13 protein-coding genes are annotated in these 16,628 nt (G+C 41.6%); all 13 read left to right on the plus strand.

All coding sequences use genetic code 11. From position 1 onward, the window contains the following. Positions 1-48: 48 nt before the first annotated feature. The 13 genes from AC20OE_RS13410 (at position 49) to AC20OE_RS13470 (ending at position 16,556) form a co-directional block, all read left to right on the plus strand. The gene (locus tag AC20OE_RS13410) at positions 49-321 is read left to right on the plus strand and encodes a YlmC/YmxH family sporulation protein (RefSeq protein WP_024424130.1); all 273 of its coding nucleotides are present in this window, start codon (positions 49-51) and stop codon (positions 319-321) included. Between the two features lie 121 nt (positions 322-442). After that, the gene (gene dpaA / locus AC20OE_RS13415) at positions 443-1,345 is read left to right on the plus strand and encodes a dipicolinic acid synthetase subunit A (protein WP_047202196.1); all 903 of its coding nucleotides are present in this window, start codon (positions 443-445) and stop codon (positions 1,343-1,345) included. Continuing rightward, positions 1,342-1,935: a dipicolinate synthase subunit B gene (gene dpaB / locus AC20OE_RS13420; RefSeq protein WP_058837664.1), complete on the plus strand. Its 594-nt coding sequence runs from the start codon at positions 1,342-1,344 to the stop codon at positions 1,933-1,935. The genes dpaA and dpaB overlap by 4 nt, the downstream gene beginning before the upstream one ends. A 139-nt stretch (positions 1,936-2,074) precedes the next feature. Continuing rightward, a complete protein-coding gene (asd, locus tag AC20OE_RS13425) occupies positions 2,075-3,094 on the plus strand; it encodes an aspartate-semialdehyde dehydrogenase (protein WP_024427010.1) in 1,020 nt (339 codons plus the stop codon). A 92-nt stretch (positions 3,095-3,186) separates the two neighbouring features. Continuing rightward, a complete protein-coding gene (gene dapG, locus AC20OE_RS13430; protein WP_034662253.1) occupies positions 3,187-4,401 on the plus strand; it encodes an aspartate kinase in 1,215 nt (404 codons plus the stop codon). A gap of 30 nt (positions 4,402-4,431) precedes the next feature. Further along, positions 4,432-5,298, plus strand: a complete 867-nt coding sequence (dapA, locus tag AC20OE_RS13435; protein WP_039178685.1) for a 4-hydroxy-tetrahydrodipicolinate synthase — start codon at positions 4,432-4,434, stop codon at positions 5,296-5,298. A 171-nt stretch (positions 5,299-5,469) separates the two neighbouring features. Further along, a complete protein-coding gene (gene rnjB, locus AC20OE_RS13440) occupies positions 5,470-7,137 on the plus strand; it encodes a ribonuclease J2 (protein ID WP_012010007.1) in 1,668 nt (555 codons plus the stop codon). 324 nt (positions 7,138-7,461) lie between these two features. Then, the gene (locus AC20OE_RS13445; protein ID WP_024424124.1) at positions 7,462-8,190 is read left to right on the plus strand and encodes a ClpP family protease; all 729 of its coding nucleotides are present in this window, start codon (positions 7,462-7,464) and stop codon (positions 8,188-8,190) included. Beyond that, a complete protein-coding gene (locus AC20OE_RS13450; protein WP_008344712.1) occupies positions 8,187-8,423 on the plus strand; it encodes a YlzJ-like family protein in 237 nt (78 codons plus the stop codon). The genes AC20OE_RS13445 and AC20OE_RS13450 overlap by 4 nt, the downstream gene beginning before the upstream one ends. Before the next feature lie 110 nt (positions 8,424-8,533). Further along, the gene (locus AC20OE_RS13455; RefSeq protein ID WP_268464593.1) at positions 8,534-10,906 is read left to right on the plus strand and encodes an FtsK/SpoIIIE family DNA translocase; all 2,373 of its coding nucleotides are present in this window, start codon (positions 8,534-8,536) and stop codon (positions 10,904-10,906) included. Between the two features lie 164 nt (positions 10,907-11,070). After that, complete coding sequence (locus AC20OE_RS13460) at positions 11,071-11,796, plus strand: GntR family transcriptional regulator (protein ID WP_039178693.1); 726 nt, start codon at positions 11,071-11,073, stop codon at positions 11,794-11,796. A 102-nt stretch (positions 11,797-11,898) separates the two neighbouring features. Further along, positions 11,899-13,128: a bacillibactin exporter BcbE gene (gene bcbE / locus AC20OE_RS13465; RefSeq protein WP_487268925.1), complete on the plus strand. Its 1,230-nt coding sequence runs from the start codon at positions 11,899-11,901 to the stop codon at positions 13,126-13,128. 311 nt (positions 13,129-13,439) lie between these two features. Continuing rightward, positions 13,440-16,556: an MMPL family transporter gene (locus AC20OE_RS13470; RefSeq protein WP_487268896.1), complete on the plus strand. Its 3,117-nt coding sequence runs from the start codon at positions 13,440-13,442 to the stop codon at positions 16,554-16,556. Positions 16,557-16,628 lie beyond the last annotated feature (72 nt).

A 16,628-nucleotide genomic window follows, 5' to 3' on the forward strand; every position in this document is an offset into this window, starting at 1 on the left:
TTTCTGCCTTTTAATGCATATATGATACGGAAGGGAAGTGATGCGATTTTGAGGCTGAGTGAACTGTCAGGAAAAGAGATCGTCGATATTAAAAGAGCGGAGCGGCTTGGCGTGCTTGGACAAACCGACCTTGAAATCAATGAACAGGACGGTCAAATTACAGCACTCATTATACCTTCCGTGAAGTGGTTTGGCTTTCGAAAACAAGGAAATGACATCCGCGTCCCGTGGAATCACATTCAAAAAATAGGATCAGATATGATCATTCTCGATGTGCCTGAAGAACTTCAGCCGCACGGAGAAAAAGAGCACCCACAATAATGGTGCTCTTTTTCTTTTCTCTCTCTGATTCGTTCACAGGCTGAATCCTCTCCTCATATGCTGAAAGGGAGATTCAGAAAATATTACAGACTTTTTTAAATAAAGAAGGTGAACGGTCAGTATGTTGAGCGGTTTAACGGTTGCGGTGATCGGGGGAGATGCAAGGCAGCTTGAAATTATTCGCAAGTTGTCACAGCAGCATGCCAAAGTGTTTTTGGTCGGATTTGATCAGCTGGATCATGGATTTATCGGTGCTGAAAAGCTGAAAATGTCTGAACTTCCATTCGAACAAGTAGACAGTATGATCCTGCCAGTATCAGGGGCAACGGATGAAGGCGCTGTTGCTACAGTTTTTTCAAACGAGCAGGTCTTGCTGGAAGCTAAATATTTAGAAAGAACCCCTGCCCATTGTACCTTGTACTCAGGTATTTCAAATACGTACTTAGACAATCTGGCAAAGCAGGTGAACCGGAAGCTTGTGAAGCTGTTTGAGCGAGATGATATTGCCATATATAACTCTATTCCAACAGTTGAAGGAATTATCATGATGGCCATTCAGCAAACGGACTATACGATTCACGGGTCACATGTCGCTGTTCTCGGACTTGGAAGAACAGGACTCACCATTGCGCGCACATTTCGGGCACTAGGGGCAGACGTAAAAGTAGGGGCGGCAGACACAGCACATTTAGCGCGTGCCTTTGAGATGGGGCTTGATCCATTTTCAATGGACCAGTTAAAAGAGGAAGTAACGGATGTTGATATTATCATCAATACCATTCCAAGTCTTGTATTAGATTCATCTGTCATCGTCAGCATGACACCAAAGACACTCATTTTGGATATCGCCTCCCGCCCAGGCGGAACAGACTTTGACTTTGCACAAAAGCACGGAGTGAAGGCACTTCTTGCACCAGGACTCCCGGGGATTGTTGCACCAAAGACAGCAGGACAAATCATTGCAAAAGTGCTTTCCGGGCTTTTATGTGAACTTGCGGAGGAAAAAAGGGGGATGGAATCATGACAACATTAAAAGGGAAAAGAATCGGCTTTGGTTTAACAGGTTCCCACTGTACGTATGAAGCCGTTTTTCCGCAAATCGAAGCGCTTGTAAAAGAAGGGGCAGAGGTGCGTCCAGTAGTGTCGTACACGGTGCAGAGCACGAATACGAGATTTGGAGAGGGAGCCGAGTGGATCGAGCGGATTGAGAAGCTGACTGGATTTAAGGCGATTGACTCAATCGTGAAAGCAGAGCCGCTTGGACCTAAGCTGCCGCTTGATTGTATGGTCATAGCGCCTTTAACTGGAAACTCAATGGCGAAATTTGCAAATGCCATGACAGACAGTCCTGTTTTAATGGCTGCTAAAGCGACCATTCGAAATCATCGACCTGTCGTTTTAGGTATCTCAACAAATGATGCGTTAGGCTTAAATGGTACAAATCTGATGAGACTGATGTCGACAAAGAATATTTTCTTTATTCCGTTTGGCCAAGATGATCCATTCAAAAAACCGACCTCTATGGTCGCAAATATGGATCTGCTATCTCAAACAGTAGAAGAGGCACTCCAGCATAGACAAATTCAGCCGATTTTAATTGGACCAAACGAATAATAGATTCACTAGAAAATCATTAAAGATTCAAAAAAGATGCTTCAAGCCTTGCTTTTCTATGGTAAAATAAAATGTAAAAAGTCATAGGATGGCCATCCGAAAGAAAAGAATCATGGATGGGTCGGAAGGAGTTTTACTGATGGGAAGAGGATTGCATGTAGCTGTAGTTGGAGCGACTGGAGCTGTCGGTCAACAAATGTTAAAAACACTAGCTGACAGAGATTTTGAAATGGATACACTTACTCTACTATCCTCAAAACGTTCTGCTGGAACAAAAGTGACATTCAGAGGTCAAGAGTACACTGTTCAGGAAGCAACACCTGAAAGTTTTGAAGGAGTGAATATTGCATTATTCAGTGCTGGAGGAAATGTTTCTAAAGCGCTGGCTCCTGAAGCAGTCAAACGAGGTGCGATTGTTGTAGACAACACTAGTGCTTTTCGTATGGACGAAAACATCCCTCTTGTCGTACCAGAGGTAAACGAAAAAGATTTGCATGATCATCAAGGGATCATTGCAAACCCTAACTGTTCAACGATTCAAATGGTAGCGGCATTAGAACCGCTTCGTCAGGCGTATGGAATGAAAAAAGTCATTGTCTCTACGTATCAAGCAGTATCAGGTGCGGGACATGAGGCCATTGACGAACTATACAGCCAATCACAAGCCATTTTAAATAAAGAAGATGTAACACCGGAAGTTATGCCTTATCAAATTGCATTTAATGCGATTCCGCAAATTGATAAATTCCAAGACAATGGCTATACATTCGAAGAAATGAAAATGATCAACGAAACGAAAAAAATCATGCATATGCCAGAGCTCGAAGTAGCGGCAACATGCGTGAGACTTCCAATTGAAACGGGACATTCAGAATCTGTCTACGTCGAACTAGAATCAAATGATGCAACAGTGGAAGACCTTAAATCAATTCTAAAAGATGCACCAGGAATTACGCTGCAAGATGATCCGTCTCAGCAAATTTATCCAATGCCTGCAGATGCTGTTGGGAAAAACGACGTATTTGTCGGCCGCATTCGGAAAGATTTGGACCGTCCAAACGGGTTCCATATGTGGATTGTATCTGATAACCTGCTTAAAGGTGCTGCATGGAACTCAGTTCAAATTGCAGAAAGCTTAAAAGCATTAAAATTAGTTTAACATTCAATGGATGATGAGGACGAACAGAAGAGAGTTAGGCATCTTTCGCCTGCTCTCTTCTGTTACGTCAGAATGAACTTGGAGTGAAAACAGTGAAAATAATTGTCCAAAAATTTGGCGGTACATCTGTCAAAGATGATCAAGGTAGAAAAAGGGCACTTGCACATATCTTATCTGCAAAAGAGAAAGGCTATAAGTCGGTTGTCGTCGTTTCTGCAATGGGACGAAAAGGCGATCCCTATGCGACAGATACGCTGCTTGGTCTGCTTTACGGCAGCGCGCAGCATATGACAAATCGAGAAAAAGATTTGCTTGTTTCCTGCGGAGAGAATATCTCAGCTGTTGTGTTTTCAAGTATGCTGAATGAAAACGGTCTAAAGGCTGTAGCGATGACTGGAGCTCAGGCGGGCTTTGTAACAGATAAGGAGCATACAAGTGCGAAAATTATTGACATGAAGTGCGAACGTCTGGAGGCAGCACTTTCTGAACATGATGTTGTCGTCGTTGCTGGATTCCAGGGAGCCGCGAAAAATGGAGACGTGACAACAATCGGACGAGGTGGCAGTGATACGTCCGCCGCTGCTTTAGGCGCTGCATTGCAGGCAGACTTTATTGATATTTTTACAGATGTAGAAGGCGTTATGACAGCAGATCCCCGCATTGTTGAAAATGCAAAACCGCTGAGAGTCGTGACATATACGGAAATTTGCAACCTCGCATATCAAGGGGCAAAAGTCATTCACCCGAGAGCTGTCGAAATTGCGATGCAAGCAAAAGTACCAATGAGGGTCCGTTCAACATACTCTGATGATGAGGGCACACTCGTTACATCACACTACTCAGATAAAATGAGCCATGATGTGTACGACCGCCTCATTACGGGTATTGCACATGTCAATGATGTGACGCAAATCAAAGTTCCAGCAAAAGAAGGTCAGTACAGCGTACAAACAGAGGTCTTCAAAGCAATGGCAAACGCACAAATCAGTGTCGACTTCTTCAACATCACACCGAGTGAAATTGTGTATACAGTAACAGGTGCAATGACTGAAAAGGCAACGTCGATCCTAAAAGATCTTGGCTATACGCCAATTGTGACAACAAATTGTGCGAAAGTATCAGCTGTTGGCGCAGGAATTATGGGTGTACCAGGTGTCACATCTAAAATTGTATCGGCACTATCCGAGCAAAACATTCCGATTTTACAATCTGCTGACAGTCATACGACCATTTGGGTGTTAGTGAACGAAGAAAACATGAGAGCGGCCGTCAATGCCCTGCATGAAGTGTTTGAACTTTCAAGATAAATGTGATTGAATCATGATGAGGTGAAAAAAATGAATTTCGGAAATATCGCAACAGCTATGATTACACCTTTTGATAAAAAGGGCAACATCGATTTCCAAAAGCTATCAATTCTCATTGATTATTTATTAAAAAACGGCAGTGACTCCTTAGTCGTTGCAGGGACAACAGGCGAATCGCCAACTTTATCGAATGAAGAAAAAGTCGCTCTTTTTCAGCAATCGGTCAAATTAGCAAATGGTCGTTGTAAAATCATTGCAGGAACAGGCAGTAATAATACAAATGCGTCTATCAAACTAACGAAAAAAGCAGAAGAAGCGGGCGTTGATGCAGTGATGCTTGTCGTACCTTATTACAACAAGCCATCACAGGAAGGCATGTATGCACACTTTAAAGCCATTGCCGAGTCTACATCTCTTCCTGTCATGCTTTACAATGTACCAGGAAGAACGGTCGCTTCATTAGCACCAGAAACAACGATTAAGCTTGCGCAAATACCTAACATTGTTGCCATCAAAGAAGCAAGCGGCGATCTTGATGCCATGACAAAAATCATTGCTGAGACGCCAGAAGATTTCGATGTATATTCAGGGGACGACAGCTTAACACTTCCGGCTGTATCTGTTGGTGCAAAAGGAGTTGTCTCTGTTGCGTCTCATATCGTAGGGCTTGATATGCAGCAAATGCTGAAAAGCTATGCTTCAGGCCAAACAGCGAATGCAGCATTGATCCATCAAAAGCTGCTTCCAATCATGAAACAGCTTTTCTCAGCGCCAAATCCAACGCCTGTCAAAACAGCTCTTCAGCTGAAAGGACTAGACGTCGGATCTGTTCGTCTTCCGCTTTTGCCTTTGTCAGAAGAAGAGAGACTGGATTTAAGCAGCGTTTTAAACAGCTGATCAAAACAAAAGATTTCGTAAGCGGTCATTCTCAGATGTCCCTGAGTATGACCGTTTTTTATACATAAACACTTTCTTAAAATGTGACTTCATCTTGTTTTCTAAAATTAGATTCAGTTATAATAGCATTAAGCGATGATGGACGGGCTTGAGACTAGGAGGATAAGAATTTTGAAAAAGAAAAATACAGAGAACGTAAGAATTATTGCACTCGGAGGCGTTGGAGAAATCGGAAAAAACCTATATGTCATTGAGATTGATTCGGACATATATGTAGTAGATGCAGGTTTAATGCATCCAGAAAATGAAATGCTGGGCATTGACGTCGTCATTCCTGATATCTCTTATTTAACAGAACGTGCTGATCGGGTGAAAGCAATTTTTCTTACCCACGGACATGATGAAGCAATCGGAGGCGTATTCCATTGCTTGAGCAAATTGTCTGTACCAGTCTACGGAACGAAGCTGACCCTTGCGTTACTTCGAGAAAAATTAAAGCAGTATGGCTTCAATCAAAAAGCTGATTTGCGTGAGGTACATGCAAAATCAGTCATTACTTTTGAAACAACAAAAGTATCATTCTTTAGAACGAATCACAGCATCCCTGATTCAGTTGGGATCAGCTTCAAAACCTCTCTTGGTTCAATCGTATGCACAGGTGATTTTAAATTTGATCAAACCCCAGCGCTTAACCAAGCCTGTGACATCGGAGAGATTGCGAAAATTGGAAACAATGGCGTTTTAGCACTGCTTTCAGACAGTGCAAATGCTGAAAAACCAGGCTATACACCTTCTGAGGCGCTCGTCCAAGACGAAATCTCAAATGCGATGTACAATGCTGAAAATCGTGTGATTGTTGCTGTGTCTTCATCAAATATTAACCGCGTGCAGCAGATCATTAATGCAACAAATCAAAATGGCCGTAAGCTTGCCGTTGCAGGGAAGAATATGATGACAACCCTTCAGCTGGCGATCAAGCTTGGTTATGTGACAGCAGACGAAGAATTATTTGTACCCGTTCAAGAAGTGAAGAAAATGGCGAAAAACGATGTGGTCATCCTGACTGCTGGAAGCCACGGAGAGCCGCTTGCTGCTTTAACAAAAATGGCAAAGCAAAATCACAAACAGCTTCATATTGAAAAAGATGACACTGTTGTGATTGCATCTACACCACTTCCTGGACAAGAACTCACATACTCTAAAACAGTGGATTTCCTCACAAGAAGCGGAGCACAAGTCATTTTTGCACAAAAACGTGTGCATGTATCTGGACATGGCTGCCAAGAAGAGTTAAAGCTGATGTTGAACTTACTAAAACCGAAGTATTTAATTCCGGTGAATGGCGAATATCGTATGCAAAAAGCACATTCTCGTATTGCCGAAGAAGTAGGTATGAAACGCAGCGACATTTTCTTGATTGATAAAGGAGATGTGGTTGAGTTTAGAGGACAGAACGTCAAAATCGGTGAAAAAGTTCACCAAGGGAACATTTTAATCGATGGTCTTGGCGTTGGTGATATCGGAAACATCGTGCTACGCGATAGACGCCTGTTGTCTCAAGACGGCATCTTGATCGTCGTCATTACGCTAGATAAACAAAAGAAACAATTAATTTCTGGACCTGAAATCATCACAAGAGGATTTGTCTATGTAAGAGAATCCGAAGAGCTGATTGTGAAAGCAACAGAAATGGTCAAAGGGATTGTCAAAGAGCAAACGGAAAACTCAATTGTTGAATGGTCAACATTGAAACAATCCATGCGCGATGTACTCAATCAATTCCTTTATGAAAAAACAAAACGTAAACCGATGATCATTCCAATTATTATGGAAGTGTGATGAGAAAAGCCCAAAGAGTATAAGCTCTTTGGGCTTTAGATTATTGACAAAGTGCTAAAATGAACTTTATTTTAGCACTTTGTCTTCTTTTTAGCGTGATAGAAAACCTTTGCAGTCTAGAAAGGACGAGCACCGGAGCGGAGCGAATTTGACATTCGTGAGCACCGAAGCGCAGGACTGCGGGCGTATGCGAGGGTTTGTCTACACGCTAAGCCCAAGGAGCATAAGCTCTTTGGGCTTTTTTGATGTAGCGTGAGGAATGCGGATGGAATATGGGCTATTTGTTCATAATAGGAGAAGAGTTTGAGGAAAGGATGGAGACAAATGGACGAAAAGAATGAACAGCAGCCTGAGCGAAAGCCAGAAGAAAAAGATAGCATTATGAGCAAAATACAGCAGCTTGGTGAAACAGCCGTTCCGCAGCTGCCGCAAGATACAAATATCCATTGCCTCACCATTATTGGACAAATTGAAGGCCATATGCAGCTTCCACCGCAGAATAAAACAACCAAATACGAACATGTCATTCCACAAATCGTAGCTGTTGAACAAAACCCGAAAATAGAGGGCCTTTTGATCATCTTAAATACAGTAGGGGGAGATGTTGAAGCGGGACTCGCAATTGCAGAAATGCTTGCTTCTTTATCGAAACCAACTGTTTCGATTGTGCTTGGCGGCGGCCACTCTATAGGTGTCCCGATCGCTGTATCGTGTGACTATTCGTATATTGCCGAAACAGCCACAATGACCATTCACCCTGTGCGATTAACAGGTCTCGTGATTGGTGTTCCGCAAACCTTTGAATACTTAGATAAAATGCAGGAAAGAGTCATTAACTTTGTCACAAGCCACTCCAACATTACAGAAGAGAAGTTTAAAGAGCTCATGTTCTCAAAAGGCAATTTGACAAGAGACATCGGAACAAATGTCGTTGGTCATGAGGCAGCGGAATACGGACTCATGAATGAAGTCGGCGGTGTAGGACAAGCGATTAAAAAGTTGAATGAACTTATCGGAGACAGGGCATCTCAAAACGAGGGGCTGATCCAATGATTTTATATACGCCTATGCCATATGAAGCCATTTACGCTGAGGAACAGGGAGAACGTAAACTCCAGCAGGTAAACATTCAAGGTGTGCCAGTGATGGTTGAAATGAAAGAAGATGAAGCAGAAATCGTTCAAGTCATGAGCACCAATCCAATGGATTTTCTCAATCAAGAGCTTGCACCAGGCAAGCGATTGAAGTTACATTTAGGCACCAATCAAACCGACTCATATGAATGATTCTATGCTATAATAAAGGGAAAACTTACAACAAGATGCAGCCAAAACCAGGCTGCTTTCTTTCTGATCTTTCGGTAGGTTATATTTTCTTTCGTAGTAAGGTGATGAGTATGGCTAAAAAGAGAAAACGGAAAACGAGAAAAAAACAAAATAAACAGCTAAAACTGAAATATGAATTAAATGGGTTAGTCTGTATTGCCATAGCGATCATTGCCATTTTACAGCTGGGCGTTGTTGGACAAACCTTTGTACATCTATTCCGATTCTTTGCAGGTGAATGGTTTATTCTCTGCCTTATCGGATTATTTCTTTTTGGTGTGACGATTTTCTGGAAAAAACAAATCCCAGATATTTTGACAAGAAGAAAAGCAGGTCTCTACTGCATCATTGCGAGTATCTTGCTTTTGTCACATGTGAAGCTTTTTCAGCATCTTTCATCTGCTGGCGTCATTGGCTCTCAAAGTGTGATTAGAAATACATTTGAGCTTTTCTTGATGGATATGAAAGGTGAAACAGGGTCACCTGATTTAGGGGGCGGCATGATCGGAGCTGTATTGTTTGCTGCTTCTTATTTCTTATTTGCGCAAGCAGGCTCGCAAATCATGGCGATTGTTCTGATGCTGATTGGAATTGTTCTGATTACAAACCGATCCCTTCAGGAAATGGTGAAAAAAGTGACGATTCCTGTATCACAATTTATGGTGAAGCAGTGGAAGGCGTTTGTTGAAGATATGAAAGGAATCAGGCAGGCGAAAAAGAGCGCGTCCTCTCAGAAAACAGGTGAAAAGAAAAAACGTTCACGTATTCAAGAACAGGACGAGGATGATTTGATCTTGATCGAAGAGGAAACGCCGTCTTCTGAGAATAGCCAGCCGATTATTTCAAGCTTTGCAGACAGAGATGACATTCTCACCCCGCCCGTTCAAAAGAAGCAGGCGGCAAAAGAGACAGAGCCTCTTCAAGAGTCTGTGCAAAGTGCACCAGTTCAATCTGGTACAGCTGAAGAACCTAAAGAGGCGCCGCCGATGACATTTACAGAACTTGAAAACAAAGATTACGAATTGCCTTCACTTGATATTTTGGCAGAGCCGCAGCATTCAGGTCAGCAAACAGATAAGAAAAATATATATGAAAATGCAAGAAAGCTTGAAAAAACATTTCAAAGCTTTGGTGTGAAAGCAAAAGTCACACAGGTTCATTTAGGTCCAGCTGTGACCAAATATGAAGTATATCCAGATGTTGGCGTGAAGGTCAGCAAAATCGTCAATCTAAGTGATGATTTAGCACTCGCCCTTGCAGCAAAGGACATTCGAATTGAGGCGCCGATTCCTGGTAAATCAGCCATCGGGATTGAAGTTCCGAATGCAGAAATTGCTATGGTTTCTTTAAAAGAGGTATTAGAATCGAAGCAAAATGACCGTCCAAATGCAAAGCTCCTTATTGGCCTAGGCCGCAATATCTCGGGTGAAGCCGTGCTTGCTGAAATGAATAAAATGCCGCATTTACTTGTAGCAGGTTCGACTGGAAGCGGAAAAAGTGTGTGTATCAATGGCATTATCACAAGCATTCTCATGAGAGCGAAGCCTCATGAAGTGAAAATGATGATGATTGATCCAAAAATGGTTGAATTAAATGTGTATAACGGCATTCCGCACCTTTTGGCACCTGTCGTAACAGACCCTAAGAAAGCTTCTCAAGCACTTAAAAAAGTAGTCAGCGAAATGGAACGCCGCTATGAATTGTTTTCTCATACGGGGACAAGAAATATTGAAGGATACAATGATTACATTAAACGAATGAATCAAACAGAAGATGCCAAACAGCCAGAACTTCCTTATATTGTTGTCATTGTAGACGAGCTTGCTGATTTAATGATGGTCGCTTCATCTGATGTGGAAGACTCCATTACAAGACTTTCTCAAATGGCTCGTGCTGCGGGAATTCATTTGATTATCGCCACACAAAGACCTTCTGTCGATGTCATTACAGGTGTCATTAAAGCCAATATCCCGTCCCGCATCGCCTTTAGCGTATCCTCCCAAACAGATTCAAGGACGATCCTTGATATGGGGGGCGCAGAAAAGCTGCTGGGCAGAGGGGACATGCTGTTTTTACCTGTTGGTGCAAACAAGCCGGTTCGTGTGCAAGGCGCCTTTTTATCAGATGAAGAAGTAGAACATGTTGTTGATCATGTGATCACACAGCAAAAGGCACAATACCAAGAGGAAATGATTCCAAGCGAAGAAACGCAGGATCAGCTTGCAGCTGTGGAAGATGATCTATATGATGAAGCAGTTGAACTGATCATTGGCATGCAGACGGCTTCTGTCTCTATGCTGCAAAGAAGGTTCCGCATCGGTTATACCCGGGCAGCACGTCTCATTGACGCAATGGAAGAGCGAGGTGTTGTAGGCCCATATGAAGGAAGTAAACCAAGAGAGGTTCTTCTCTCAAAAGAACAATATGACGAGCTCTCTTCATAAGTTGAAGAGAGCTTTCCTGAAAAATAGTAAACGATAGTATGATTATGTTAACTGGATGTCAGACTATTTATTTATTTGCAAAAACATGATATAGTTATGTTCAACTTATCTCGGAATAGAGATTTCTCATCTTATCATTTGCATTGATTAGACGGAGGGAAAACATGTCGACCAAAACAGACAATCGCCATTTATATTTGAAAGTGATTGACCGTATTAAAGAAGATATTCAAACAGGTGTATATGCCGAAAAAGAAAAGCTGCCTTCTGAGTTTGAGCTCTCAAAGCTTTTAGGTGTGAGCAGAGCGACACTGCGTGAAGCCCTTCGTATATTAGAAGAAGAAAAGTATTTAATAAGAAGGCATGGTGTGGGGACTTTCGTCAACTCAAGACCACTTTTTTCGACAGGCATAGAACAGCTGACAAGTGTCACGAAAATGATTGAGCAGGTCAATATGACGCCTGGTACCATCTTTTTATCCTCGCAAGAAGGGGAGCCAACAGAGAATGATGTCATTCGTTTTCAGTGTGATGAATCTGATGGGATTTTTTCAATGGAACGCGTTCGAACGGCAGATGGACAGCCAGTTGTTTATTGTTTAGATAAAATTCCAGTCAAACACCTTCCCGCTTCTTTTACACATGAAGAAGAGTCTCTTTTTGAGCTGTTTGGAAGAGAACCGCACAGCGGGATCAAATATGCAGTTGCGGACATTGAACCAATTGGCTACCACGATCAGGTTTCACCGATTCTAGATTGTGACCCTGAAACGGCGTTATTATTACTCAAACAAATGCACTATGATCAGGATGATCAGCCGGTCTTATACTCCCTCAATTATTTTCGAGCGGATAAATTCAGCTTTCATGTCATACGCAAACGATTTTAACAAGCAGTCGCTTCCATAGGCGGCTGCTTTTTGTTTGCCCATACATAATACTCGCCAAACTTGCCACACTAATACGTAACAGTATATAGAATTGGGTGAATGATGTTGGGCGAGAAAACAGTCAGTAAAAAGAATATCATTGCGTTATCATCAGTCCCTCTAATCATGACACTAGGGAACTCGATGTTAATACCTGTATTGCCAGAGATAGAAAAGAAACTCTCGATCACTTCCTTTCAAGTCTCTCTCATTATTACGGTATATTCGGTTGTAGCAATCTTATGTATTCCAATCGCCGGTTATTTATCAGACCGGATTGGGCGGAAAAAGGTACTGCTGCCGTGTCTTTTAATCGCCGGACTTGGAGGGGCTGTGGCAGCAGTCGCCTCAACAATCATGAAAGAACCGTATATGTGGATCCTTCTTGGCAGGGTCCTTCAAGGTGTCGGTTCAGCTGGAGCGGCACCTGTTGTTATGCCATTTATAGGAGATTTGTTTCATGATGATGAAGAGGTCAGTGCGGGACTTGGCGCCATTGAAACCTCTAACACAGCGGGAAAGGTACTAAGCCCGATTATTGGGGCACTTCTTGCTTCATGGTTTTGGTATGTGCCGTTTTGGTTCATTCCGTTCTTTTCGGCCATCAGCTTTCTCATGGTACTGTTCATGGTAGAGTCGGCAAAAAAAGAGGAGGACCCGCCTTCATTTAAAGAATTTTTAAAATCAACAAAGACCATTTTTAAGCATGAGGGACGCTGGCTTTATGCCATTTTTGCTATTGGCGGTTTTACTATGTTTCTTCTTTTTGGTGTGCTTTTTTACTTATCCGATAATCTAGAGGCAGCTTATCAAATAAAAGGTGTCAAAAAAGGGTTCCTGCTGAGTATTCCGCTCCTTTTTCTATCAATCAGTTCCTTCGTTGCTGGAAAAACGATTGGAAAAGAAAAAGGGAAAATGAGAATCTTTTTAATCGCAGGTATGGCTTTGTTATCACTTTCTTATATTTTTTTATGGTGGAATCACAGCTTTTACGTATTGTTTATCTGTTTAAGCATTGGCGGTGTTGGTATCGGTATTGTGCTGCCTGCACTTGATGCGCTGATTACAGAAGGTATTGAAAAAGAACAATGCGGTACCATTACGTCATTTTATAGTAGTATGCGTTTTATCGGTGTTGCTTTAGGGCCTCCGATTTTTGCCTATCTTATGGATAAAGGGGACTCCATTGTTTTTATTCTCTCGACCATTTGCAGTCTCATTTCACTATTTTTGGTCCTCTTTTTCATCCAGCCAGATGAAGAGGATGAGAGCGAACAATTGAAAACAGTTTAAATATAGAAAAAAGACGGCATTTTGCCATCTTTTTTCTTTTTTATAAATTGACATGTAAAATTTTGATAGTTAAACTAATGTATAGTAATATCTTTTAAATTATCCCAAATTGGAGGTGTTCAAAAACATTCATTTTCTGTCTTTCTTTAGGCAGAAATTGAGCACGCGTGCTGATGATGGAGATGTGTTTCTTCAACACGTAAGGACAATTGAATAGGTCATCCTGCCATTTGAAGGAGACGCAGTCAGCACTTCAGACACGCTCAAATACAGCAAATTGATTGATGAACTAGAAGGAGCTTGAAGCAGCTATGTTGCAAATAATTAAAGCAAGATGGATTGTATTAGTGGTGTGGATGATAACAGCTGTGATTCTGTTTATTACTGCGCCCGATTTAGAGGAATTAACAAGAGAAAAAGGGCAATTAAAGGTTCCGGAGGGGACACCAACAGCTGAGGCACTTCACCTATTGGATAAGCTATCAGATAAGAACGGGAAAAAAGATACAGGTGTGCTTGTATTCTCCGAACAACATCTGTTCCCTGCGAAAGAGCAGGAATTAAAAAAGGCTTTAGCTGCACTCATGACACATGCCCCAGAACTCCACATTGACGGAATTACTTCATATTTTCATGTAGATCCGGACATTCAAAAACAACTTTTATCAAAAGATAAAAGTACACTTCTTGTTCCATTCAAATTCGACCACTACGAAACAAAAGCTGTGAAGATTAAAGAACAAATTGAGGAAGTTTTAAAGCCCTATCATGTCTCATATGAAATAACGGGTCAAAAATTTGTGGATTCAGATGTCATTAAAAGCTCTCAACAAGGTCTGAAGAAAACTGAACTTATCACGATGATTTTTATTTTCTTTATTTTAATAATTGTTTTCAGATCGATATTGGCACCTGTTGTTCCGCTCATTACGATAGGCATTTCTTACGCTGTCAGCCGGTGTATTGTGGCTTTTCTTGTAGAATATACACAATTTCCTCTATCTAATTTTACTCAGATTTTTATGGTAGCCATTATGTTCGGTATCGGAACAGATTATTGCATCCTGCTGTTAAGCCGTTTTAAAGAGGAGATCGGTCAAGGCCGTGATGTCAAAGAGTCGATTATCGTCACGTATCAATGTGCAGGGAAGACGGTATTTTTCAGCGGCTTAGCCGTGTTAGTCGGCTTCTCAAGTATTGGATTTGCTAAATTCCAATTGTATCAATCAGCCGTTAGTGTTGCCGTTGGAGTGGGCGTTCTGCTGATTGCCCTTGTTACCATCGTTCCCTTTTTTATGTCTGTTTTCGGAAAATCTCTATTCTGGCCATCTAAAAGAGAAAACATCCGGCACCCGCAAAGTAAAATGTGGGAATGGGCTGGGCGCTTTTCATTTAGAAGGCCGCTGATCAGCTTAGGTTTAGTCGCTCTTATTACGGTGCCTCCTATTCTGATGTACGACGGCACCCTATCTTATAACAGTTTAAATGAAATTGGGAATAAGTATGAGTCAGTGTCTGCATTTAATACGATATCAGAGCAATTTGGCTTTGGTGAAGCGCTGCCTCTGAATGTGCTTGTTGAAAGTGACAATAAGCTAGATAATCAAAAAAAGATTGTGATCATTGAAAAACTGACCCGTAAATTAAATGACATTGACGAAGTCAAAACAGTCCGCAGTGTCACGCGCCCTGTTGGAGACGGACTGAGCCAGCTTTATGTCACCTCTCAAGCGAAAGAGCTAGGAGGAGAACTTGGCAAAGGACATGAAGGAATCGGGAAAATTTCTGATGGCTTGACAGAAACAAATCTGGCCCTTCTCAAACAAAAACCAAAAATTGAAGAATCCGCTCAAGGCATTGACAAGCTGATTGATGGAACGAAAGCAATCAAAAGCGGTATCGGAGAAGTCAGGGAATCCCTTATCTCTTTAGAAGATGGGGTGAGGCGCAGTAAAGATGGCGTCGGTACGATTCGAAGTAAAATCAAAGAAGCGAAAAAAGAATTAGAGCAAGAATATCGCAGCAGTGAAACGATGATTCAAGAGCTAGAGCAAGTGGTGAAAACACTGGAACGCCATGCGAAATCGAATCAGCAGCTGATGACAACCATTAAGAAAGTAAAGAAATCTTATGAAAATCTATCATTTGAAGCACTAGAAAATCGTCTTCCAGAAGTAAAAGACATGGAAGAATATAAAGAAATCAAGAAAGTATTCAAAGAAACAAAAGGAATGCTTGATCAAGCAGGGGATCAAATGAGTGTATATGAAGAGGAAGCCTCTCACTTTAAGCAAAAGATCAAGCAGGCAGATCAAGTGATTCAAACCTTATCAAGCAAGCAAAAAGAAGTAAAACGCCAAGTGCAAGCGCTCATGGATGGGCTTGATCAAATTTATGACGGTCTTGACCAAACAAATGAGGGCCAAAAACAATTGATTAAAGAAATGCCTAAAATTGAAGATGGTGCAGAGAAGTTGACAGACGGCCAAAAAGCCATCAAAAAAGGATTTGGCCAGCTTTCATCAAAACTTACATTATTAACAGATGGATTAGATGAAAGTATTGAAGGGCTTGAGCAGGTCAAAAGCGGCTTCACCGAGGCTGACGGCTACTTAAAGCAGCTTCAGCAAGCGCCAGATGAAGAAATAACAGGCTGGTTTATTCCAGAAGAAGTGCTGAAACGCCAAGAATTTAAGCAAATCTTTCATACGTATATGTCTCCAGATCGTAAATTAACGACTTTTGAAGTCATCCTAAATGTGAATCCATATAGCAATGAAGCGATGAAAGGTGTCGCAAAAATTGAGGAAACCCTCGATCAATATTTACCTGTAAGTGGACTCAAAAATGCCAAATACGGTGTATCTGGTATCTCAAGCTTAAATGTGGACTTAAAAGAAACGTCTGACGGTGACTTTATTCGAACTGTCATCTTCATGTTAATTGGTATTTTTATAATTTTAATTATTTTATTACGGTCAATCGTTATGCCGATATACTTAACACTTTCACTGATTTTAACGTATTTTACATCGATCGGGTTAACAGAATGGATCTTTAAAACATTTTTTGGCTACGATGGTGTCAGCTGGGCTGTCCCATTTTTCAGCTTTGTTATTCTTGTGACACTCGGGATCGATTATTCCATCTTCCTCATGGATCGTTTTAATGAATGGAAGGGAGAGCATGTACAAGCATCGATGATATCAGCGATGAGAAATATGGGTTCTGTCATTATTTCTGCAGTGGCCATTTTGGCAGGTACGTTCGCCGCTATGCTGCCATCGGGAGTATTATCACTTGTTGAAATTGCAACGGTCGTACTCATTGGACTTTTATTATATGCTTTTGTTGTATTGCCGCTCTTTATTCCGGTTATGGTTCGTATTTTCGGTAAATGGAATTGGTGGCCTTTTAGAATGAAATAACAACTGGCGTCTCTGCTATGAGCAGAGGCGTTTTTATTTCCTATCCTTTCCTCTGATTGATATAATGTCTAT

This window comes from Bacillus sp. SRI_025, assembly GCF_057592095.1.

What these genes read in the sequence shown, in the direction of transcription:
- dpaA (WP_047202196.1), top strand. Translation starts at nt 443, where the DNA reads ATGTTGAGCGGTTTAACGGTTGCGGTGATCGGGGGAGATGCAAGGCAG.
- dpaB (WP_058837664.1), top strand. Translation starts at nt 1,342, where the DNA reads ATGACAACATTAAAAGGGAAAAGAATCGGCTTTGGTTTAACAGGTTCC.
- asd (WP_024427010.1), top strand. Translation starts at nt 2,075, where the DNA reads ATGGGAAGAGGATTGCATGTAGCTGTAGTTGGAGCGACTGGAGCTGTC.
- dapA (WP_039178685.1), top strand. Translation starts at nt 4,432, where the DNA reads ATGAATTTCGGAAATATCGCAACAGCTATGATTACACCTTTTGATAAA.
- AC20OE_RS13445 (WP_024424124.1), top strand. Translation starts at nt 7,462, where the DNA reads ATGGACGAAAAGAATGAACAGCAGCCTGAGCGAAAGCCAGAAGAAAAA.
- AC20OE_RS13450 (WP_008344712.1), top strand. Translation starts at nt 8,187, where the DNA reads ATGATTTTATATACGCCTATGCCATATGAAGCCATTTACGCTGAGGAA.
- AC20OE_RS13455 (WP_268464593.1), top strand. Translation starts at nt 8,534, where the DNA reads ATGGCTAAAAAGAGAAAACGGAAAACGAGAAAAAAACAAAATAAACAG.
- AC20OE_RS13460 (WP_039178693.1), top strand. Translation starts at nt 11,071, where the DNA reads ATGTCGACCAAAACAGACAATCGCCATTTATATTTGAAAGTGATTGAC.
- bcbE (WP_487268925.1), top strand. Translation starts at nt 11,899, where the DNA reads ATGTTGGGCGAGAAAACAGTCAGTAAAAAGAATATCATTGCGTTATCA.
- AC20OE_RS13470 (WP_487268896.1), top strand. Translation starts at nt 13,440, where the DNA reads ATGTTGCAAATAATTAAAGCAAGATGGATTGTATTAGTGGTGTGGATG.